Here is a 19,355-nt window from a genome sequence, read left to right on the forward strand (position 1 = left end):
GCCCCACGCCTCGGGCGAGGGCTCCGGCGGCGGCGGCGGGGGCGGCGGCGCGGGGGGATCGACCAGCAGCACCTCCAGCACCGGCTGGGGCAGGATCGCGGGGCCGTCCGGGCCGTCCCGGCTGATGACCGCGAACACAGCCAGATGCGCCCCGACGATGCCGAGGGCGAGGCCGGCGTTACGCCGCCGGCGGTTCCGGGTCCGGGGGTCCGTGCTCACACGCGCTTCCTGCCACACCGGACATGAACGCGGGCTGTCGGCAGAAGGGTCCCGCCCGCGAAGGCAGGCGGGAGGTCAGGCTCAGGCGGCCGCGCCGTTCAGGGCGGCGTCCAGACCGGCGGTGACCGCCTCGATCGAGCCCATGCCGTCGATCTCGGTCAGCTTGCCCTGCCCTTCGTAGTAGGGCAGCAGCGGGGCGGTCTGCTTGTTGTAGACGGCCAGGCGGTCCTTGAAGGTCTCGGGATTGTCGTCCGGACGGCCCTGTTCGGCGAACCGCTTGGCGATGCGCTCGGTCAGGGCGGCGTCGTCGACCTTCAGACGCACCACGGCGTCGATGCGGGCGCCGCGCTTGGCCAGCATGGCGTCCAGCGCCTCGGCCTGGGCCACGGTGCGCGGGAAGCCGTCGAAGATGGCGCCGCCGGCGGCTTCGGCCTCCGACAGACGGTCCTCGATCAGGGCGATGACGATCTCGTCGGTGACGAGGTCGCCGCGCGCCAGCACGTCCTTGACCTTCAGGCCCAGCTCCGAGCCCGAGGCGATCGCGGCGCGCAGCATGTCGCCGGTCGACAGCTGGACCATGCCGCGGGTCTCGACCAGACGCTTGGCCTGGGTGCCCTTTCCGGCGGCCGGCGGGCCGAACAGGATCAGGTTCATCGCTTCCCCCTTCGGGATCAGTCTTAGCGACGGGCGGGCGCGGTCACGCCCTTGCCCTTGGCGCCGCCGCGGCCGCGCAGCTTGGCCTTCTTGATCAGGCCTTCGTACTGGTGCGCCAGCAGGTGCGACTGGATCTGCGCCACGGTGTCCATGGTCACCGAGACCACGATCAGGACGGAGGTGCCGCCGAAGTAGAAGCTCTGGCCCAGGTTGGCGACCATGATCTCCGGCAGGATGCAGACGGCGGTGATATAGGCGGCGCCGATCACGGTCAGGCGGGTCAGGACGTAGTCCAGATACTCGGCCGTCCGCTTGCCCGGGCGGATGCCCGGCAGGAAGCCGCCGTACTTGCGCAGGTTCTCGGCCGTGTCCTCGGGATTGAAGGTGATCGAGGTGTAGAAGAAGCAGAAGAAGATGATCAGGACGGCGTACAGGACGGTGAACACCGGCTGGCCGTGCTGCATCTGGGCCGTGAAGGCCGGCAGCCAGCTCAGCCAGGCCGGCAGGTTCGCCTGGTCGACGAACTGGGCCACGGTGGTCGGCAGCATCAGCAGCGACGACGCGAAGATCGGCGGGATCACGCCGGCGGTGTTGACCTTCAGCGGCAGGAACGAGCGCTCGCCGCCCGCCATGCGGTTGCCTTCCTGGCGCTTCGGATACTGGATCAGCAGCCGGCGCTGGGCGCGCTCCATGAAGACGATGAAGACGACCACGGCCACGGCCAGGGCGACGATGGCGATCAGGGCGAAGGCCGACATCTGACCTTGCTGGGCCAGGCCGAACATGCGGCCCAGGGTGCCCGGCAGGACCGCGACGATACCGGCGAAGATGATCAGCGAGATGCCGTTGCCGACGCCGCGCGCGGTCACCTGCTCGCCCAGCCACATCAGGAACATGGTCCCGGCGGTCAGGCAGGTGGTGGTGGTGATGATGAAGAACAGGCCCGGTTCATCGATCAGGCCCGGCTGGCTGTTCAGCGAGGTGGCGATGCCGAAGGCCTGGGCCACCGCCAGCACGACCGTCAGATAGCGGGTGTACTGGTTCAGCTGCTTGCGGCCGCTTTCGCCGCCTTCCTTGCGGAGCTTTTCCCAGGGCGGATACACCGCGCCCAGCAGCTGCACGATGATCGACGCCGAGATGTAGGGCATCACGTTCAGCGCGAAGACGGCCATGTTCTGCACGGCACCGCCGGAGAACATGTTCAGCATGTCGAGGATGCCGCGCTGGCCGTCCGGGTCCTGGAAGAAGGCCAGGAACTGCTCGTTGTTCACGCCGGGGATCGGAATGTAGCAGCCGAGACGGAACACGATCAGCGCCAGCACCGTGAAGAGCAGACGCTTGTGAAGCTCGGTCGCCTTGGCGAACGAGCCCATGTTCATGTTTGCAGCAAGTTGTTCGGCGGCCGAAGCCATGGTGTCACCCCGACTGATCAGAACGCGGCGCATCGGACGACGAGTCCGCGCCTGCGTCCAGATAGGAGAAGGGCGCCCTCATGGCGAGGGCGCCCGTCCGTCTTTTTACTTCGCGGCCGTGCGCTTGGCGCGGGCCGAGACCTTGTTGGCGTCGCCCTTCGGCGCCTTGGGGGCCGGAGCCTTGCCCTTGGCGGCGTTGCGCTTCTCGACGCGGGCCGCGGCCTTGGCTTCCGCTTCGATGCGCTGCTCGACGACCGAACCGCCGGCGGCTTCGATGGCCGCCTTGGCGCCGGCCGAGGCCGACCAGACGACCAGGTTCAGCTTGCCCTTGATCTCGCCGGTGCCCAGCAGACGGACGCCGTCCTTGACGCGACGGATGACGCCGGCGGCCACCAGGGCCTCGCCGTTGATTTCCGACTTCACGTCCAGCTTCTTGGCGTCGATGGCGTCCTGCAGGCGCCACAGGTTCACTTCAGCCAGCTTCAGCGCGTTCGGGTTGTTGAAGCCGCGCTTCGGCATACGCATGTACAGCGGCATCTGGCCGCCTTCGAAGCCGCCGATGGCGACGCCCGAACGGGACTTCTGGCCCTTGACGCCGCGACCGGCGGTCTTGCCCTTGCCCGAGCCCGGGCCACGGCCGACGCGCATGCGCTTCTTGTGGGCGCCTTCGTTGTCGCGGATTTCGTTCAGTTTCATGTGCCTCATCCTTTCGGGTTCTAGCGCCCGGAGCGATCCGGACTCGGCGTTTTCAATGTCCCTCCCCGGTCAGGGAGGATGGCTGCGACGCAGCCGGCAGGGGATGACGAACCGCCCTCCCCCAAACCTCAAGGTCGCGCGCTATAGCGGCTCCCCCGATAGCAGTAAAGGCGGCTCTTGCGGAGCCGCCTCTTGCGGGACCGCCTTGCGGCGATCCGCCCTCCCCCAAAAGGGAGGGAGACCTGCAGTCTTACTTCTCGACCACTTCCACCATGTGGTGGACCTTGGCGATCATGCCGCGGACGGACGGGGTGTCCTCGAGGGTCGATTGACGACCCACGCGGTTCAGGCCCAGGCCGATCAGGGTGGCGCGCTGGTCAGCCTTGCGGCGGATCGGCGAGGCCGTCTGGCGGATGGTGACGGTGGCTTTCGATTCAGTCTTGGCCATGTCTTAGCCCTCGATGGCTTCGGGCGCCGAGGCGCCGTCGTTGCGGCGGCCCATCAGGTCAGCGACCTTCTTGCCACGCTTCGAAGCGACCTGACGCGGCGACGACTGGACCTTGAGAGCCTCGAACGTCGCACGGATCATGTTGTAGGGGTTCGACGAACCGGTCGACTTGCCGACGACGTCCTGGACGCCGAGGGTTTCGAGGACCGCACGCATCGGACCACCCGCGATCACGCCGGTCCCGGGAGGGGCAGCGCGCATCATGATCTTGCCGGCGCCCCAACGGCCGTTGCCGTCGTGGTGCAGGGTGCGGTTCTCGCGCAGCGGAACCTTGATCATGGTCTTCTTGGCTTCTTCGGTCGCCTTGCGGATGGCTTCCGGCACTTCACGCGCCTTGCCGTGACCGAAGCCGACGCGGCCCTTGCCGTCACCGACGACCATCAGGGCGGCGAAGCTGAAGCGACGGCCGCCCTTCACGGTGGCGGCGACGCGGTTGATGTGCACCAGCTTCTCGATGATGTCCGATTCCGGACCGTCGACAGCGGGGGCGTTACGGTTGTCACGACGGTTGCGGTCGTTGCCGCCTTGACCGCCGCGTTGGGGTTCACGAGCCATGTCTGTGCCGTTCCCTTAGAAGTTCAGACCGGCTTCACGCGCGGCTTCCGCCAGCGCCTTGACCCGGCCGTGATAGATGTAACCGCCGCGGTCGAAGACGACGTCCTTGACGCCCTTCTCGATAGCGCGTTCCGCGATCAGCTTGCCGATCGCAGCGGCGGCGGCGACGTCCGAGCCCCGCTTGCCCTTGCCGCCTTCCAGCGACGAGGCGGCGGCCACCGTGACGCCCTGGGCGTCGTCGATGATCTGGGCCGAGATGTTCTTGTCCGAACGGTAGACCGACAGGCGCAGACGACCGTTGGCGACAGCCTTGAGGCGGCGACGGTTGCGTTCGGCGCGGCGCTTGGCTTGCTGTTGAAGAGAAAGAGCCATGACTTACTTCTTCTTGCCTTCCTTGCGACGTACGGTCTCGCCGGCGTAGCGGACACCCTTGCCCTTGTAGGGCTCCGGCGGACGCAGCTTGCGGATGACCGCGGCGACCTGACCGACGGCCTGCTTGTCCGGGCCCGAGATCTTGATCTCGGTCTGCTTCGGAACAGCGAAGGTCACGCCGGCCGGCGGATCGATGTCGACGTCATGCGAGAAGCCGAGCTGCAGCGACAGCTGGTTGCCCTTCATGGCGGCGCGGTAACCCACGCCGACCAGCTCCAGCGACTTTTCGAAGCCGGTGGTGACGCCGGTGACCATGTTGTCGACCAGGGTCCGCGACAGGCCCCACATCGCGCGGGCGCGCTGGGTGTCCGAACGCGGGGTCAGCGACAGTTCATCGCCTTCCTGCTTGACTTCGATCTCTTCCGCGACGGTCCAGGAGCGTTCGCCCTTCGGACCCTTCACGGTGACGTTCTGGCCGTCGAGCGTGACAGTCACGCCCTTCGGCACTGCGATGGTTTTCTTGCCGATACGGGACATCTTAGTAGACCCTGCAGAGGACTTCGCCGCCGACGTTCGCGTCGCGGGCGGCAGCGTCCGACATGACGCCCTTGGACGTCGAAAGGATCGAGATGCCGAGGCCGTTCTTGATCGGCTTCAGGTCGCTGATGGCCGAGTAGACGCGACGGCCGGGCTTCGACACGCGGGCGATCTCGGCGATCACCGGCTGGCCGTCGAAGTACTTCAGCTCGATCTCGAACTGCGGGAACTCGCCCGGGTTCTGAACCAGGCTGTAGCCGCGGATGTAGCCTTCGTCCTGCAGCACGTCGAGGACGCGCTGGCGCAGGCGCGAGGCCGGGGTCAGCACCTTCGAACGCTTGCGGGTCGCAGCGTTCTTGATGCGGGCGATCATGTCGCTCAGGGGATCGTTGATCATCATGACTTTATGCTCCCCTTACCAGCTCGACTTCGTCAGGCCGGGGATCTGACCCAGGTTGCCCAGCTCACGCAGGGCGATCCGGCTCATCTTCAGCTTGCGATAGTAGGCGCGCGGACGACCCGTCACCTCGCAGCGGTTGCGGATGCGGTTCGGCGCCGAGTTGCGCGGCAGTTCCGCCAGCTTCAGGCGCGCTTCGAAGCGCTCCTCCAGCGGCAGGGACTCGTCATTCGCGGTCGCCTTCAGGGCGGCGCGCTTGTCGGCGTACTTCGCGACGAGGGCCTTGACCTTCTCGTTACGGTTTACAGCGGACTTCTTTGCCATTGTGCTCTTCCCTTCCCGCTCAGTTCACGAACGGGAACTTGAACTCGGTGAGGAGAGCCTTGGCTTCCTCATCGGTCTTGGCCGTGGTGCAGACGATGATGTCCATGCCCCACATCTGGTCGATCTGGTCGTAGTTGATCTCCGGGAACACGATGTGTTCCTTCAGACCGGTGGCGTAGTTGCCGCGACCGTCAAACGAGGTGCCCTTCAGGCCCCGGAAGTCCTTCACGCGCGGCAGCGCGATCGTGATGAAGCGATCCAGGAACTCGTACATCTGGGCGCCGCGCAGCGTGACCTTGCCGCCAACGACCATGCCTTCACGCAGCTTGAAGCCGGCGATCGAGTTACGGGCCTTGGTCGGAACGGCCTTCTGGCCGGCGATAGCGGTCAGATCCTTGAGGGCCGCGGTGGCCTTCTTGGAGTCGGCGACGGCTTCACCGATACCCATGTTCAGGACGATCTTGTCCAGCTTGGGCACCTGCATTTCGTTCGTGTAGCCGAACTTGGCCTTCATCGCCGCACGGATGCGATCCGTGTACTCGGTCTTGAGGCGCGGAGTGTAGGTGGTGTCAGCCATCAGATGACGTCTCCCGTCGTCTTGGCGAAGCGGACCTTCTTGTCCCCCTCAACCTTGAAGCCGACGCGGGTCGCCTTGCCGTTGGCGTCGGCGATCGCGACGTTCGACAGGTGAAGCGAGGCTTCCTTGTTCTTGATGCCGCCCTGGGGGTCGCCCTGGGTCGGACGCGTGTGGCGCTGCACCATGTTGATGCCCTGCACGACGACGCGGTTCTCGGTCGGAAGGACCTTCAGGACCTGGCCGGTACGGCCCTTGTCCTTGCCGGTCAGGATGACGACGTTGTCGCCCTTCTTGATCTTGGCGGCCATGGTTACAGGACCTCCGGAGCCAGCGAGATGATCTTCATGTGGTTCTTGGCGCGCAGCTCGCGCGGAACCGGCCCGAAGATACGGGTGCCGACAGGCTCGTTCTGCTTGTTGACGATGACGGCGGCCGACTTGTCGAAACGGATGACAGAGCCGTCCTTGCGCATGATGTCCTTCGCGGTGCGCACGACGATGGCGCGAACGACGTCGCCCTTCTTCACGCGGCCGCGCGGAATCGCTTCCTTCACCGAGGCGACAATGGTGTCGCCCACCGAGGCGTAACGGCGCTTGGAGCCGCCGAGCACCTTGATGCACATGACCCGGCGAGCGCCCGAGTTATCGGCCACCTCCAGGTTAGTTTGCATCTGGATCATGGGATCCGATCCTTCTTCTTACGAGGCCGAGGCGGCCGAGGCGTCCGACAGGACTTCCCAGCGCTTCAGCTTGGACTTCGGGGCGCACTCGACGATGCGGGCCAGGTCACCGACCTTGAGGGCGTTCGCTTCGTCGTGAGCGTGGTACTTCTTGGACAGACGCACGGTCTTCTTCAGGACCGGGTGCAGCAGGGTGCGCTCGACCTTGACGATGACGGTCTTGTCACCCTTGTCGGAGACGACCACGCCTTCGAGAATTCGCTTGGGCATCTTCGTTTCCTTACGCGTTCACGCGCTTCTCACGCAGAAGCGTGGAGATGCGGGCGATGTCCTTGCGCACTTCCGAGACCCGGTGGGTCTTTTCCATCTGGCCGGTGGCGGCCTGGAAGCGCAGGTTGAACTGTTCCTTCTTGAGCTTCAGCAGCTCGTCGGACAGCTGGTCGGCGGTTTGCGACCGGAGATCGGCGATCTTGGTCATCAGGCAGCGGCCTCCGTATGAGCGATGCCGGCGTCGAGGCGGGTGACCACCTTGGTGCGGACCGGCAGCTTGGCGGCGCCGAGGCGCAGCGCTTCGCGAGCGATGTCGTCCGGCACGCCGTCGATTTCGAACAGGATACGGCCCGGGTGGCAGCGCGCGGCCCAGTGGTCCACGGCGCCCTTGCCCTTGCCCATCCGGACTTCAGCCGGCTTGCCCGTGACGGGCAGGTCCGGGAAGACGCGGATCCAGACGCGGCCCTGACGCTTCATCTGGCGGGTGATCGCGCGGCGGGCCGCCTCGATCTGACGCGCGGTGATGCGTTCCGGCTCGACCGTCTTCAGGCCGTACGAGCCGAAGTTCAGCGAGAAGCCGCCCTTGGCCGAACCGTGGATCCGGCCCTTGAAGGCCTTGCGGTATTTGGTCTTTTTCGGTTGCAGCATGACTTAGTTCTCACCACGTCCGCGGTCGCGACGCGGGCCGCGGTCACCGCGGGGGCCACGTTCACGGCCTTCGTTCGACGACGGACCCGAGGCTTCCTGGGCCCAACGCTTGTCCTGGGCCATCGGGTCGTGCTCGAGCACCTCACCCTTGAAGACCCAGACCTTCACGCCGATGATGCCGTAGGTCGTCTTGGCTTCGATGAAGCCATAGTCGATGTCGGCGCGCAGGGTGTGAAGCGGCACGCGACCTTCGCGGTACCATTCCATACGGGCGATTTCAGCGCCGCCGAGGCGACCCGAAACGTTGATCCGGACACCCTTGGCGCCCAGACGCATGGCCGACTGCATCGCGCGCTTCATGGCGCGACGGAAGGCAATACGGCGTTCCAGCTGTTGCGCGATGTTTTCAGCGATCAGCTGGGCGTCGGTTTCCGGCTTGCGGACTTCGACGATGTTCAGGTGAACTTCGCCTTCAGTGCGGGCCGAGATGTCCTTGCGGAGCTTCTCGATGTCGGCGCCCTTCTTGCCGATCACGACACCCGGACGGGCGGCGTAGATCGTCACACGGCACTTCTTGTGCGGGCGCTCGATGATGATGCGCGACACGCCGGCGGCCGACAGGCGTTCCTTCAGCCACTCGCGCAGCTTCAGGTCCTGGTGCAGCAGGCGGGCGTAGGAGGCGCCGTCGGCGAACCAGCGGCTGTCCCACGTGCGGTTCACGCCGAGGCGGAAACCGATCGGATTGATTTTCTGACCCATCAGGCGGCCTCGCCGGCTTCACGGACCACGATGGTGATCTCGCTGAACGGTTTCAGGATGCGCGACGAGCGACCACGAGCACGGCTCGCGAAACGCTTCATCACCAGGTTCTTGCCCACGAAGGCCTCGGCGACGACCAGGTTGTCGATGTCGAGGTTGTGGTTGTTCTCGGCGTTCGAGATCGCCGAATACAGGACCTTGCGGACGTCGGTGGCGATGCGCTTACGGCTGAATTCCAGCTCGTTGAGCGCCTTCTGCACCGGCAGGCCGCGGATCGAGGCGGCGACCAGGTTCAGCTTTTGCGGGCTGATCCGGACGTTCACCAGCTTGGCGCGGGCTTCGGTCGAGCCGACCCGGCGGGGGTTCTTGGTCTGGGCCATGGATTACTTCCTCTTGGCCTTCTTGTCCGCCGCGTGACCCGGGAAGTTCCGGGTCGGGGCGAACTCGCCGAACTTCATGCCGACCATCTCTTCCGAGACGATCACCGGCACGTGCTTCTGGCCGTTGTGGACGCCGAACGTCAGACCGACGAACTGCGGCAGGATGGTGGAGCGACGCGACCAGGTCTTGATCACGTCCTTGCGGCCCGACGATTGAGCGGCGTCGGCCTTCTTGAGCAGATACCCGTCGACAAACGGGCCTTTCCAGGAGGAGCGGGCCATCGGTTAGCGAGCCTTCTTAACGTGGCGGGTACGGATGATGTACTTGTCCGTAGCCTTGTTCTTGCGGGTGCGGGTGCCCTTGGTGTCCTTACCCCACGGCGTGACGGGGGTACGACCACCGGAGGTCCGGCCTTCACCACCACCGTGCGGGTGGTCGATCGGGTTCATGGCGACGCCGCGGACGTGCGGGCGGAAGCCCATGTGACGCTTGCGACCGGCCTTGCCGAGGTTCTGGTTCATGTGGTCGGGGTTCGACACCGCGCCCACCGTGGCCATGCAGCCGTCCAGAACCATGCGCAGCTCACCCGAGCCGAGGCGGATCTGGGCGTAGCCCTGATCGCGGCCGACCAGCTGGGCGTAGGCGCCGGCCGAACGGGCCAGCTGGGCGCCCTTGCCCGGCTTCATCTCGACGTTGTGGATGATCGTGCCGACGGGGATCGAGCGCAGCGGCATCGCGTTGCCCGGCTTCACGTCGACCTTTTCGCCGGCGACCACCGTGTCGCCCGCCTTCAGGCGTTGCGGCGCGATGATGTAGGCCTTTTCGCCGTCCTCATAGGTGATGAGGGCGATGAAGGCGGTCCGGTTCGGATCGTATTCCAGGCGTTCGACGGTCGCCGAGGCGAACTTGCGACGCTTGAAGTCGATCTTGCGGTACAGGGTCTTGGCGCCGCCGCCGCGGAAGCGGACAGCGATGCGACCGCCCTGACCACGGCCGCCCGACTTGGTCAGGCCTTCGGTCAGCGACTTCTCGGGACGGCCCTTGTGGAGCTCCGAGCGGTCGATCAGCACCAGGGCGCGACGGCCCGGCGAGGTCGGATTGTAGGTCTTCAGAGCCATCTGGATCAGAGCCCCGTGGTGACGTCGATCGACTGGCCTTCAGCCAGCGTCACGATCGCTTTTTTGATATCGACCCGACGGCCTTGAATGCCGCGGAAACGCTTGGTCTTGCCCTTCTGGACGAGGGTGTTGACCTTCAGCACGTTGACCTTGAACAGGGCTTCGACCGCAGCGGCGATCTCGTCCTTCGAGGCGTTGTCCGCAACGCGGAAAACGACCTTGTTCTGTTCCGACAGGATCGTGGCCTTCTCGGTGATCACCGGAGCCAGGATGGTGTCGTAGTGACGCGCGGTCGGTTGAGCGCCGGCCATTACGCGGCCTCCTTCTTCGCGAAGCGGGCTTCGATGGCTTCAACAGCAGCCTTCGTCAGCACCAGCTTGTCGGCCCGCAGGATGTCATAGACGTTCAGGCCGGCGTTCGGCAGCACGTCGATGTGCGGGATGTTGCGAGCGGCCAGACCGAAGTTCGTGTCGACTTCCGGACCAGCGATGATCAGGGTCTTGGTCCAGCCCAGCTTGCCGAAGGTTTCGCGCAGGGCGGCGGTCTTGGCTTCCTTCACCGAGACGCTGTCCACGACAACCAGGTTGCCGGCGACGACCTTCGAGGACAGCGCGTGGCGCAGGGCCAGGGCGCGGACCTTCTTGGGCAGGTCATAGGCGTGCGAGCGGACGACCGGGCCGAAGGCGCGCGAACCGCCGACGAACTGCGGCGCACGGCGCGAACCGTGACGGGCGCCGCCGGTGCCCTTCTGCTTGTACATCTTCTTGCCCGTACGAGAGTTCTCGTTGCGGGTTTGAACCTTGTGGGTGCCGGCGCGGCGCTTGGCCAGCTGCCAGTTGACGTAACGGGCCAGCAGGTCGCCGCGGATGTCGGAGATGCCGAAGACGGCGTCCGACAGCTCAACGTCGCCAGCAGCCTTGCCGTCGAGTTTGATGACCGAGAGTTTCATTACGCTTCACCGCCTTCGGTCGCTTCGACGGCCGGAGCTTCTTCAGCCGGGGTCTCAGCGGGTTGAGCAGCCGCGGCGGCCGACGACTTCACGCCACCGGGGAACGGGGCTTCAGCCGGGCGGGCCTTCTTCACGGCGTCGCGGATCTTGACCCAGGTGCCTTCGTGACCGGGGACAGCGCCCTTGATCATGATCAGGCCGCGTTCCGCGTCGACGCGGAAGACGGTCAGGTTCTGGGTGGTGACGACTTCCTGGCCGAGGTGGCCGGCCATCTTCTTGCCGGGGAACGTACGGCCCGGGTCCTGACGGTTACCCGTCGAACCGTGCGAGCGGTGCGAGACCGACACACCGTGGGTGGCGCGAAGGCCGCCGAAGTTCCAGCGCTTCATGGCGCCGGCGAAGCCCTTACCGATGGTCTCGGCCTGGACATCGACCTTCTGGCCCGCGACGAAGTGGTCAGCCGAGAACTCGGCGCCGACTTCGACCAGGGCGTCCGCGTCAACGCGGAACTCGGTCACATAGGCCTTCGGTTCCACCGACAGCTTCGCGAAAGCTTCGCGTTGAGCCTTGTTGGTGTTCTTGGCCTTCTTGGTGCCAGCGCCCAGCTGGAGAGCGACGTAGCCGTCACGCTCCTGGGTACGTTGGCCGACGACTTGGCAGCCGTCGAGCTGCAGCACAGTGACCGGAACGTGCGCGCCGTCATCGGCGAACACGCGGGTCATGCCCAGCTTCTTGGCGATCACGCCCGTGCGCATCGGATCCCGCCTCTTTCTTCTTTAGATCTTGATCTCGACGTCCACACCGGCAGACAGGTCGAGCTTCATGAGCGCGTCCACGGTCTGCGGGGTGGGGTCGACGATGTCGAGCACGCGTTTGTGCGTGCGGATTTCAAACTGCTCACGCGACTTCTTGTCGACGTGCGGCGAGCGGTTCACGGTGAACTTTTCGATCAGGGTCGGCAGCGGAATCGGACCGCGGACGGTCGCGCCGGTGCGCTTGGCCGTATTGACGATTTCGCGCGTCGAAAAGTCGAGGACGCGGTGATCGAAGGCCTTGAGCCTGATGCGGATGCTCTGATCCATATCGGTTGTTATTCCCAAGCAGGCGAACCTGCGTCCCTGTGAACCATTTCAAAGACCGGAGCCTTTAGGCCTCATACGAAGCCTTCAGGGTACGCACGTCCGCAAAAACGATCGGCCCACGCAGAACCCCGCGAAGGCCGTTAAAGTCCCAAGAAGCTGCAAAGAACAGGCACTCAGGTCGTTCCTGCGAACCGCGTCTGCACCCGGGGGTGCACAGCCGGTCCAACAAGAGTGCGCGCTTATGCCGATTGAGTCCCCGTTCGTCAAGCGGCGAAACTGTGTCAGGGCGGGGATTTGCGCCGAGCCCCCGGGACGCCCCGCCCGGGCGTCACAGCGCGATGGAATGGACGGCCGCCCGGGCTGATGCCGGAGCCGGAAAACGCCCCGCAACCGCCTCTCTATATATAGGGCGATACACGACGCTCCCGCCGCCGTCCGATCGGCGGCGTCGCCCACGCCGGTCGGCCCGCCCCCCGCCTCCCGTTTTCCGTGCAGCAACGGCCTGGCCAGGCGGGCGGCGTGCTCTCCGGAACGCCCCCGCCCCCGGGACCCCGCCGGGCCCGAATCCCGCGATTTCTGACGGACATTTCAGACATCGCCGCTATCCCCGCCCAATGGCGCCGCACGGGCGCCACAATGCGTGACGCCTCCGCCACACCACTCGCAAGCCGCTGTTTTGTGACAACTTTGTAATAGCCGCGCTGAAAAGGTGGCTGATAGCAGGCGGACATGGCGGCGCGACTCCCCGCAGCCGCCGAAGGAACGATAAAAATGAAAGCTCTCTTCCTCGCCACCGCCGCCGTCGCCGCCTTCGCCGCCGCGCCGGCCTTCGCCCAGGACGCCGTCGGTTCGGTCGGCATCGGCTACAACAACGTCAAGTACGACGCCTTCGGTTCGGACTACACCGCCGAGAACGGCAAGCTCGACGTGACCGCCGCCATTCCGGTCGCCGGCCCGTTCACCCTGACCCTGGACGGCGGCTTCGCCTACGCCAACAACGGCGTGGTCGGCGCTGACAACAGCAACATCGACGGCACCATCCACGGCACCGCCATGATCAACGACACCGTCCGCGTCGGCGGCTTCGTCGGCGGTTCGGAAGTCGGCGACGACACCCTGTGGGCCTTCGGCGCCGAAACCCAAGCCTACATCAACAACCTGACCCTGACCGGTTCGGTCGCCTACGAAAACGCGAACCACACCGACATCGACGCCTGGAGCGTCGGCGGCGACGTCGCCTACTTCGTCACCCCGGGCCTGCGGGTGAACGGCGGCCTGGGCTGGAGCACCATCGACGCCGGCGGTTCGGACATCGACGCCTGGTCGGTCAACGTCGGCGGTGAGTATCAGATCAAGAACTCGCCGATCAGCATCACCGCCAACTACGGCTACGGCGAGCTGGAAGACGTCGACCTGTCGATCAACACCCTGACCGTCGGCCTGCGCTTCAGCTTCGGCGGCGGCGACCTGCAGACCCGTTCGCGTTCGGGCGCCGATCTCGGCCGCACCGTCGCCAGCGTCGGCACCATCGCCGGCATCTTCTAAGCCGGCGACAGCCACAGGCTGACAGGAAGGGCCCCGGCGGAGCGATCCGCCGGGGCCCTTTTTTGTCTCCCGCGGATCGCGTCAACAAAAAGAGCCCGGGGGGTTCCACATCCCCGGGCTCTTTCCGTCACGGTTCACTGAAGCGGTCAGTGGCCGATATGCACATCCCCGCCGCCGGCGACCTGCCGGCTGACCGAGCCGGTCGCGCGGTCGATGGTCACGTCGCCGCTACCCATCACCGTCACGTCCACATCCCCCGCGGTGCCGCGGAAGCGGACATCACCCGAACCGGCGACCGCGACATCCACCTTGGGCGCGGAGCCGCCGCGGACGTCGACATCTCCCGAGCCGCCGATGGCGACGTCCAGATTCCCGTCCAGCCGGGCGACGGCGACGTCGCCGGAGCCGCCGATGGCGACCTCGAGCCGGCGCGTCGCCCCGGCCCGCACCGAACCGGAACCGCCGATGGAGATGTCCAGGGCGTTTGTGGCTCCCGCGGCGACCGAACCCGAGCCGCCGATGGCGATATCCATTTCGCGGGCGTTACCTGCCCGGATGTCGCCGGAGCCGCCGAGGCTCAGCGACACCGCGCCGTCGACATTGGCCACATCCCAGCGACCGCAGCCGCCGTTGGCCAGGTCGACGCTGCGGGCGCCGCGGCCGATCGCGCCGAACACGGCGCCCTCGGCGCTCACATCCACCCGTCGGGGCGTGCGGATGATGATCAGCGGCGCGTCGGCCAGGTCCACGCGACCGATGTCGCGAACCTGCACCCAGGCCCCCTCGCCCGGCAGGCCGTCGCCCCGGCCGGAATGGCATTCGCGAATGCGGTTGGACAGACCGCTGAACAGCCGTCCCGAGCGACGACCGCCCAGGCCGCCGTCGATGCGGACCTCATCCCCGTGACGCGAAATCTGGATGGCCGGCAGCGCGGACCGTCCGCGCTGGACCTCGACCGCGACGTCGGCGCGATCCTCGACGATGACCGACACCCGCGCCACGGCGTTGCGGATTTCGACCTCGGGCTCCCCGGCGGCGGCGGGCCCGGCCAGAACGGCGAGCGCGGCGGCGGATACGGCGGTTGCGATGGCGATTTTCAAGACGGCCTCCCTGTCCGATGTGAGGAAAGGGTGCGTCCGCCGACGGCCGAAGTCACTTTAATACGAGGTCATGACCCCGTTGTAAGAATCCCGCCGCAGCCCCCGCCCGCCGGGACCGCGCGGGCCGACCTGTACGGATGTTCAGGGTCTCAGCGCGCCGGCGCCGTCGGCCGCTCCGACCGCGGGCTCGAAATCCCGTTCGAAATGCCCCAGCCGGCTTCTCAGCGCCCCGGCCCTCTTCAGGGCGAGCGAGGCCGCCCAGCGGGCCGCCAGCTCCGGCGTCGCCATCCGGTCGGTCATGCGCGGGGCCCCGCCCCGGCTCCGCAGGACGGCGTTGGTGTAGAGCGCGCCGTTGCGGAAGCGCGACGGCCAGGTCTGGAAGTCCATCGACAGGCTGACGCAGAACCGGTCCAGGTTCTCCACCCGGTGCGGCGCATAGATCGGCCAGGTCAGGGCCTGCCCCGGCTCCAGATCCAGCACCTGGGCGTCGGGCTCGAAGGCCAGGGTGTAGGGCAGTTCCTCGGTCGTCTGGCGCGCGACCACCTGCTCCATGTTGCGCTCGGGCAGATGCCCCTCGTCGCCGGGATACACATAGACCCGCTTGCGGCCGCGCAGGTGGAACAGCACCACCCCGGCCGGGTCGAAATGATAGGGCACCCGCGCCTTGGGCGAGGACAGGATCAACTGGCCCGCGTTCCGCACGGCCCTCAGGCCGGGATAGCGCGCCTGCACCCCGGCGAACTCGGCCATGGCCGCGGCCCACAGCTCCGGCCAGCCGGTCTCGACCTCGCGCAGGTTCACCCACAGACGACCCTGCTGGATCGCCGCCAGCAGCGCCGCGCCGTCCAGCCGACCGCGCGCGCCGGTCCGCAGGGAGACCTGCCCCGCCTCGTCGTAGTCGTACAGGTTGATGTCGAACAGCTCGGCCGGATAGCGGTCAAGGACCGCCGCCAGCGCCTCATCGCTGGCGAAGCCCTGCTCGACCAGGCTGTGCGGATGGACTTCGGCCTGACGGATCGGACCGGCGTAGCGGGTGCGGATATCGCTCATCTGGGGTCTCAGGCCGGGACGCGTTGGCTGGCCGAGGCGCGGGCCTTGGCCAGGGCGGCGCCGGCCGCCTGCACGGCGCCGCGGACGCGGTCGCCGGTCGTGGTCTCGCAGGCTTCGATGGCCGCCCAGCGACGGCGGACGCTGGCGCGCAGGCGCTCCCCGCGTCCCTCGCCCGCCAGATCCAGCGCCTTGACCGCCGCCTGGCTCATGGCCGAGCCCAGGCCGGGCTTCAACACCATGGCCTCGCGGACGAGATGGTGGCTGTTGCAGAAGTATTTCTTGTAGTGCTCGCCCTCGAAGCCGAAGTCGAAGGTGCGGTAGCCCAGCTCCGCCGCCAGACGCATGGTGTCCATGCTCAGCAGAATCCCCGGCGAGCAACGCGCCAGCGAGGGCTCATAGCCCGGGAACCAGAAATGATACTGGTCGCCCGCGTGCAGCGAGAATTCGATCGCCGTCAGCCGGTCGCCCGCCCATAGCCCGGCCATCGAGGCGCCGAAGCCGTTCTCGCCCTCGGTCTGCAGCAGGGCGTGCAGAAGCTCTGCCGTCCAGCCGCAGGCGAAGATGTCGTGGCGGTTGGTCCGCCGGTACTGGTCGCGCTTCAGGTCCAGCAGCCAGTCCAGCAGTTTGGGATCATGCAGGCCGCGCTCGACCCGCAAGGCTCCCAGCTCGGCCTCCATGCTGCGCCGGGCGCGTTCCTTGTCCTTGAAGAATTTGCCGAAGGTGCTTCGCCGCTCGGCGTACCAGCCGTCATAGCCGTCCGGCCCCAGTTGCACCTGGACGGTCCGGCGGTCCTCGCCCAGCGGCGTCGCCCCCACCCAGGCGGTGACATTGAGCCGGGCGACGCCCAGCAGGGTCGCGACCTCGCTCAGCGACGGCCCCTCGCCCGGTCGGGCGATGACGCCGTGATAGTCGTTCATCGGCGCGCCCAGGGGCTGGATCGCCGAACCGCGCTTCTGGTGCGGGAAGAAGCCGACGATCTCTCCGCCCCTGCTGAACACGGCCACGGCCGCGTCGGGGCTGATCTGGCCGGCCACCCGGGTGAAGCTGGGGCGGAAATAGGGGCTGTTCAGGGCCGGATTGGCTGCCAGGAAGGCGCGCCACGCGCCCCATTCGGCCTCGCCCATCCGGTCTGTTTTCAGGATGTCGACCTTGAACCCGGTCATCCGTCGTTCCTCGCCTCCGCAGGTCTCCGCGAAGGCTGTCATGGCATGCCCCCCGTTTCGGCCCGGTGAGCGTTCATCCTTAATGATTTGTGATCGGGGAGCGGTCGGCCCCACCGCACGTTGCGCTTGTCCGATCCACCGGAGACCTGCCATGACTGACGCAACCCGCCCCGACAACCGCGAGACCGAGACCGAAGACCTGCGCCCCGGCAAGGACGGCCAGCCGCCCCGCCCCGCCACGGAGCCGGCGGGATCGGAAGGCTCCTCCAATCCGGGCGACACGGCCACCGATCCCGCCACCGGAAAGCCCAATCCTTGAAGTTCGCCGCCTCCATGCTCGCCGCCGTCGCCCTCACCGCCGGGACCGCCCTGCCGGTCTCGGCCCGCGCCCAGGTCCAGGCCCCTCCGACGCCGCGTCCGGCCGTCGTCACCGGCCAGCCCATCGAGGTCTGCCCCCTGTCGACCGGCTTCGTCGCCGACAACGGCGGCCTGACCCGCGCCCGCGCCGCCGTCCGGGCCGGCAGCCTGACCATTCTCGCGGTCGGCTCCTCTTCCATCGAAGGGATCGGCGCCAGCCGGCGCGAGCTGGGCTACGCCCCGATGCTCGAGCTGAGCCTCGAGCGACGGATGCCCGGCGTCGACGTCACCGTCCTCAACCGCGGCATCGGCGGCGAAACCGCCAAGGAGACCGCCGACCGTCTGGAACGTGAGCTCGCCGCCGGACGCGTCGACCTGGTCATCTGGCAGCTGGGCACCAATGATGTCCTGCGCGACCGGATGTTCGACGACGTCTTCGCCGACTTCCATCGCGGCGAGGCCGTGCTCCAGGCCGCCGACGTCGACGTGCTGCTGATCGACCCGCAGCGCCTGCCGGAGAACACCACCAACGCGTCCTTCCGCGGCCGCAACCCCGCGCTGGCCGACATGGCGCGCCGGATTTCGGAAGAGGGCCGCCGCGGCCAGTACGCCGTGCTCCGCCGCTTCGACGCCATGGCCGACTGGGGAGGGCTGGATCGGGGTGGGGTCGGCCCTGACGACCTTCACCTGAACGACGCCGGCTACGCCTGCTGGGCCGAGGTCACCGCCGAGGGCCTGGCGCCGCGCCTGCGCTAGGACGCCCCGCGCGCCTTCGGACGACAGGCCCGGAACAAGCTTCGCCGCGACGGGTTGGCTCTGGACCACAAACGGCCCGGAGCCCGCATGTCCCCCCGCCTGCCTCTTCGTCTGATCCTCGCCTCGACCACGGTCCTCGCCCTCGCCGCCTGCGGTCAGCCTGACCAGCCCGGCGATCCCGTCGAGGCCGCCCGGGCGCCGTCCCTGACCGCGGACCGGATCAACAAGGCCCGGCTGACCGCGCCCGTCGCCCCGCCCGCGACGGACGCCCCGCCCGCGGCCGGCCCGGTGCAGCCCGATCCGGCCCTGATCCGTCTCCAGATCCTGCTTGACCGGTCGACCTTCTCGCCCGGCGTCATCGACGGCGTGGCCGGGGCCAATCTGCGGCAGGCCGCGGCCGCCTGGCGTCAGGCCAACGGCATGAGCGGCGACGCCGTTGACGCCGAGCTTCTGGACCGGCTGACCGCCGCGGACGGCCGGCCGGCGATGACCACCCATACCCTGACCGCCGCCGATGTCGCCGGACCCTTCAGTCCCCCGCCGGGCGAGCTGGCCGAACAGGCGGCCAACGGCGTCCGTTACACCAGCGCGCGCGAGCGGATCGCCGAGCATTTCCACATCACGGAAGAGCTGTTGCAGACCCTCAACCCCGGGGTGGACTTCCGCCGCTCCGGCCAGACTATCGTCGTCCCCGCCATCGGGGCCGCCCCCCTGCCCGCCGACGTCGACCACATCATCGTCGACAAGGCCGAAGGCTCGGTCCGCGCCTTCGCCGAGGACGGACGACTGCTGGCCTATTATCCGGCCACCATCGGCAGCGGCGACAATCCGACCCCCGCCGGCACGGCCCGGGTCAACGGCGTCGCCCGCAATCCCGACTATGTCTACGATCCCGCCAAGCTGAGCTACGGCCCCGGCGGTCGCCGTGTCGTGGTGCCGGCCGGGGCCAACAACCCGGTCGGCGTGGTCTGGATCGACCTGAACAAACCCAGCTACGGCATCCACGGCACGCCGGATCCCGAGGCGATCGGCAAGACCGCCTCGCACGGCTGCGTCCGCCTGACCAACTGGGACGCCTGGCAGTTGGCCGCGGCGGTGAAGCCGGGGGTGACGGTGCGGTTCGTCTGATCATTGCGCAAAAGAAAAACCCCCGCCGGAGCGATCCGGCGGGGGTTTCTCATTTCAGTCCGTTGAGACCGTCGATTACTCGACGATCTTGGCGACGACGCCGGCGCCGACGGTGCGGC

At 67.4% G+C, this 19,355-nt stretch carries 30 protein-coding genes and 1 pseudogene; 4 read left to right on the forward strand and 27 right to left on the reverse strand.

What is annotated here, in order from left to right; translation table 11 throughout:
- The 24 genes and pseudogenes from ACLQ7T_RS14380 to rpsJ form a co-directional block, all read right to left on the reverse strand.
- Positions 1 to 219, reverse strand: a pseudogene (locus ACLQ7T_RS14380) (hypothetical protein); the annotation flags it as partial.
- Positions 220 to 300: 81 nt separating this feature from the next.
- Positions 301 to 873, reverse strand: a complete 573-nt coding sequence (locus ACLQ7T_RS14385; RefSeq protein ID WP_420480041.1) for an adenylate kinase — start codon at positions 871 to 873, stop codon at positions 301 to 303.
- 23 nt (positions 874 to 896) lie between these two features.
- Positions 897 to 2,285 carry a preprotein translocase subunit SecY gene (secY, locus tag ACLQ7T_RS14390; RefSeq protein WP_420480042.1) on the reverse strand — a complete coding sequence of 463 codons (1,389 nt, stop codon included), beginning with the start codon at positions 2,283 to 2,285 and terminating at the stop codon, positions 897 to 899.
- A gap of 105 nt (positions 2,286 to 2,390) precedes the next feature.
- The gene (gene rplO, locus ACLQ7T_RS14395) at positions 2,391 to 2,981 is read right to left on the reverse strand and encodes a 50S ribosomal protein L15 (RefSeq protein ID WP_488174660.1); all 591 of its coding nucleotides are present in this window, start codon (positions 2,979 to 2,981) and stop codon (positions 2,391 to 2,393) included.
- 250 nt (positions 2,982 to 3,231) lie between these two features.
- Complete coding sequence (gene rpmD, locus ACLQ7T_RS14400) at positions 3,232 to 3,429, reverse strand: 50S ribosomal protein L30 (protein WP_420480043.1); 198 nt, start codon at positions 3,427 to 3,429, stop codon at positions 3,232 to 3,234.
- 3 nt (positions 3,430 to 3,432) lie between these two features.
- Positions 3,433 to 4,044 carry a 30S ribosomal protein S5 gene (gene rpsE / locus ACLQ7T_RS14405; RefSeq protein ID WP_420472360.1) on the reverse strand — a complete coding sequence of 204 codons (612 nt, stop codon included), beginning with the start codon at positions 4,042 to 4,044 and terminating at the stop codon, positions 3,433 to 3,435.
- Between the two features lie 15 nt (positions 4,045 to 4,059).
- Positions 4,060 to 4,416: a 50S ribosomal protein L18 gene (gene rplR, locus ACLQ7T_RS14410; RefSeq protein ID WP_420472359.1), complete on the reverse strand. Its 357-nt coding sequence runs from the start codon at positions 4,414 to 4,416 to the stop codon at positions 4,060 to 4,062.
- 3 nt (positions 4,417 to 4,419) lie between these two features.
- Entirely contained in the window at positions 4,420 to 4,953 is a 534-nt protein-coding gene (rplF, locus tag ACLQ7T_RS14415; RefSeq protein WP_420480044.1) for a 50S ribosomal protein L6, read from the reverse strand.
- Between the two features lies 1 nt (position 4,954).
- Positions 4,955 to 5,353, reverse strand: coding sequence for a 30S ribosomal protein S8 (rpsH, locus tag ACLQ7T_RS14420; protein ID WP_125256867.1), 399 nt, complete (start codon positions 5,351 to 5,353; stop codon positions 4,955 to 4,957).
- A 15-nt stretch (positions 5,354 to 5,368) separates the two neighbouring features.
- Complete coding sequence (gene rpsN / locus ACLQ7T_RS14425) at positions 5,369 to 5,674, reverse strand: 30S ribosomal protein S14 (RefSeq protein WP_141626264.1); 306 nt, start codon at positions 5,672 to 5,674, stop codon at positions 5,369 to 5,371.
- 19 nt (positions 5,675 to 5,693) lie between these two features.
- Entirely contained in the window at positions 5,694 to 6,251 is a 558-nt protein-coding gene (gene rplE, locus ACLQ7T_RS14430) for a 50S ribosomal protein L5 (RefSeq protein WP_420472357.1), read from the reverse strand.
- Positions 6,251 to 6,559: a 50S ribosomal protein L24 gene (gene rplX, locus ACLQ7T_RS14435; RefSeq protein WP_420472356.1), complete on the reverse strand. Its 309-nt coding sequence runs from the start codon at positions 6,557 to 6,559 to the stop codon at positions 6,251 to 6,253. Before rplX ends, rplE begins: the two co-directional genes overlap by 1 nt.
- 2 nt (positions 6,560 to 6,561) lie before the next feature.
- Positions 6,562 to 6,930: a 50S ribosomal protein L14 gene (rplN, locus tag ACLQ7T_RS14440; protein WP_055832151.1), complete on the reverse strand. Its 369-nt coding sequence runs from the start codon at positions 6,928 to 6,930 to the stop codon at positions 6,562 to 6,564.
- 18 nt (positions 6,931 to 6,948) lie between these two features.
- A complete protein-coding gene (gene rpsQ / locus ACLQ7T_RS14445) occupies positions 6,949 to 7,200 on the reverse strand; it encodes a 30S ribosomal protein S17 (protein WP_141626261.1) in 252 nt (83 codons plus the stop codon).
- A 10-nt stretch (positions 7,201 to 7,210) separates the two neighbouring features.
- Positions 7,211 to 7,408, reverse strand: a complete 198-nt coding sequence (rpmC, locus tag ACLQ7T_RS14450; protein WP_183251176.1) for a 50S ribosomal protein L29 — start codon at positions 7,406 to 7,408, stop codon at positions 7,211 to 7,213.
- Positions 7,408 to 7,848, reverse strand: coding sequence for a 50S ribosomal protein L16 (gene rplP / locus ACLQ7T_RS14455; RefSeq protein WP_292114527.1), 441 nt, complete (start codon positions 7,846 to 7,848; stop codon positions 7,408 to 7,410). The genes rpmC and rplP overlap by 1 nt, the downstream gene beginning before the upstream one ends.
- 3 nt (positions 7,849 to 7,851) lie before the next feature.
- Positions 7,852 to 8,607 carry a 30S ribosomal protein S3 gene (gene rpsC, locus ACLQ7T_RS14460; RefSeq protein ID WP_420472355.1) on the reverse strand — a complete coding sequence of 252 codons (756 nt, stop codon included), beginning with the start codon at positions 8,605 to 8,607 and terminating at the stop codon, positions 7,852 to 7,854.
- A complete protein-coding gene (gene rplV, locus ACLQ7T_RS14465) occupies positions 8,607 to 8,987 on the reverse strand; it encodes a 50S ribosomal protein L22 (protein ID WP_141626257.1) in 381 nt (126 codons plus the stop codon). Before rplV ends, rpsC begins: the two co-directional genes overlap by 1 nt.
- Positions 8,988 to 8,990: 3 nt before the next feature.
- Complete coding sequence (rpsS, locus tag ACLQ7T_RS14470) at positions 8,991 to 9,269, reverse strand: 30S ribosomal protein S19 (protein WP_420472354.1); 279 nt, start codon at positions 9,267 to 9,269, stop codon at positions 8,991 to 8,993.
- Positions 9,270 to 9,272: 3 nt separating this feature from the next.
- Positions 9,273 to 10,106, reverse strand: coding sequence for a 50S ribosomal protein L2 (gene rplB / locus ACLQ7T_RS14475; RefSeq protein WP_141626255.1), 834 nt, complete (start codon positions 10,104 to 10,106; stop codon positions 9,273 to 9,275).
- Positions 10,107 to 10,111: 5 nt separating this feature from the next.
- Complete coding sequence (locus ACLQ7T_RS14480; protein ID WP_420472353.1) at positions 10,112 to 10,417, reverse strand: 50S ribosomal protein L23; 306 nt, start codon at positions 10,415 to 10,417, stop codon at positions 10,112 to 10,114.
- The gene (gene rplD, locus ACLQ7T_RS14485) at positions 10,417 to 11,055 is read right to left on the reverse strand and encodes a 50S ribosomal protein L4 (protein ID WP_420472352.1); all 639 of its coding nucleotides are present in this window, start codon (positions 11,053 to 11,055) and stop codon (positions 10,417 to 10,419) included. The genes ACLQ7T_RS14480 and rplD overlap by 1 nt, the downstream gene beginning before the upstream one ends.
- Complete coding sequence (gene rplC / locus ACLQ7T_RS14490; protein ID WP_420480045.1) at positions 11,055 to 11,810, reverse strand: 50S ribosomal protein L3; 756 nt, start codon at positions 11,808 to 11,810, stop codon at positions 11,055 to 11,057. The genes rplD and rplC overlap by 1 nt, the downstream gene beginning before the upstream one ends.
- 21 nt (positions 11,811 to 11,831) lie before the next feature.
- Positions 11,832 to 12,137, reverse strand: coding sequence for a 30S ribosomal protein S10 (rpsJ, locus tag ACLQ7T_RS14495; protein WP_003164367.1), 306 nt, complete (start codon positions 12,135 to 12,137; stop codon positions 11,832 to 11,834).
- Positions 12,138 to 12,908: 771 nt separating this feature from the next.
- On the opposite strand from rpsJ, the gene ACLQ7T_RS14500 reads away from it, so the two are divergent.
- Positions 12,909 to 13,682, forward strand: coding sequence for a hypothetical protein (locus tag ACLQ7T_RS14500; protein ID WP_420480046.1), 774 nt, complete (start codon positions 12,909 to 12,911; stop codon positions 13,680 to 13,682).
- A 146-nt stretch (positions 13,683 to 13,828) separates the two neighbouring features.
- On the opposite strand, the gene ACLQ7T_RS14505 is transcribed toward ACLQ7T_RS14500, so the two are convergent.
- The 3 genes from ACLQ7T_RS14505 to ACLQ7T_RS14515 form a co-directional block, all read right to left on the reverse strand.
- Entirely contained in the window at positions 13,829 to 14,782 is a 954-nt protein-coding gene (locus tag ACLQ7T_RS14505) for a GIN domain-containing protein (protein WP_420480047.1), read from the reverse strand.
- Positions 14,783 to 14,923: 141 nt separating this feature from the next.
- On the reverse strand, positions 14,924 to 15,832 hold the full coding sequence (locus ACLQ7T_RS14510) for a transcriptional regulator (protein ID WP_420480048.1): 909 nt from the start codon (positions 15,830 to 15,832) through the stop codon (positions 14,924 to 14,926).
- Positions 15,833 to 15,840: 8 nt separating this feature from the next.
- Entirely contained in the window at positions 15,841 to 17,037 is a 1,197-nt protein-coding gene (locus tag ACLQ7T_RS14515) for a GNAT family N-acetyltransferase (protein ID WP_420480049.1), read from the reverse strand.
- Positions 17,038 to 17,146: 109 nt separating this feature from the next.
- Here ACLQ7T_RS14515 and ACLQ7T_RS14520 point away from each other — a divergent pair, with 109 nt between their 5' ends.
- The 3 genes from ACLQ7T_RS14520 (at position 17,147) to ACLQ7T_RS14530 (ending at position 19,236) form a co-directional block, all read left to right on the forward strand.
- Complete coding sequence (locus ACLQ7T_RS14520; protein WP_420472346.1) at positions 17,147 to 17,314, forward strand: hypothetical protein; 168 nt, start codon at positions 17,147 to 17,149, stop codon at positions 17,312 to 17,314.
- Positions 17,311 to 18,108: an SGNH/GDSL hydrolase family protein gene (locus ACLQ7T_RS14525; protein ID WP_420480050.1), complete on the forward strand. Its 798-nt coding sequence runs from the start codon at positions 17,311 to 17,313 to the stop codon at positions 18,106 to 18,108. The genes ACLQ7T_RS14520 and ACLQ7T_RS14525 overlap by 4 nt, the downstream gene beginning before the upstream one ends.
- Positions 18,109 to 18,195: 87 nt before the next feature.
- Entirely contained in the window at positions 18,196 to 19,236 is a 1,041-nt protein-coding gene (locus ACLQ7T_RS14530) for a L,D-transpeptidase (RefSeq protein ID WP_420480051.1), read from the forward strand.
- Positions 19,237 to 19,355: the final 119 nt, after the last annotated feature.

Origin of the sequence: Brevundimonas sediminis (assembly GCF_048799765.1) — a bacterium.
Taxonomy (GTDB): Bacteria; Pseudomonadota; Alphaproteobacteria; order Caulobacterales; family Caulobacteraceae; genus Brevundimonas.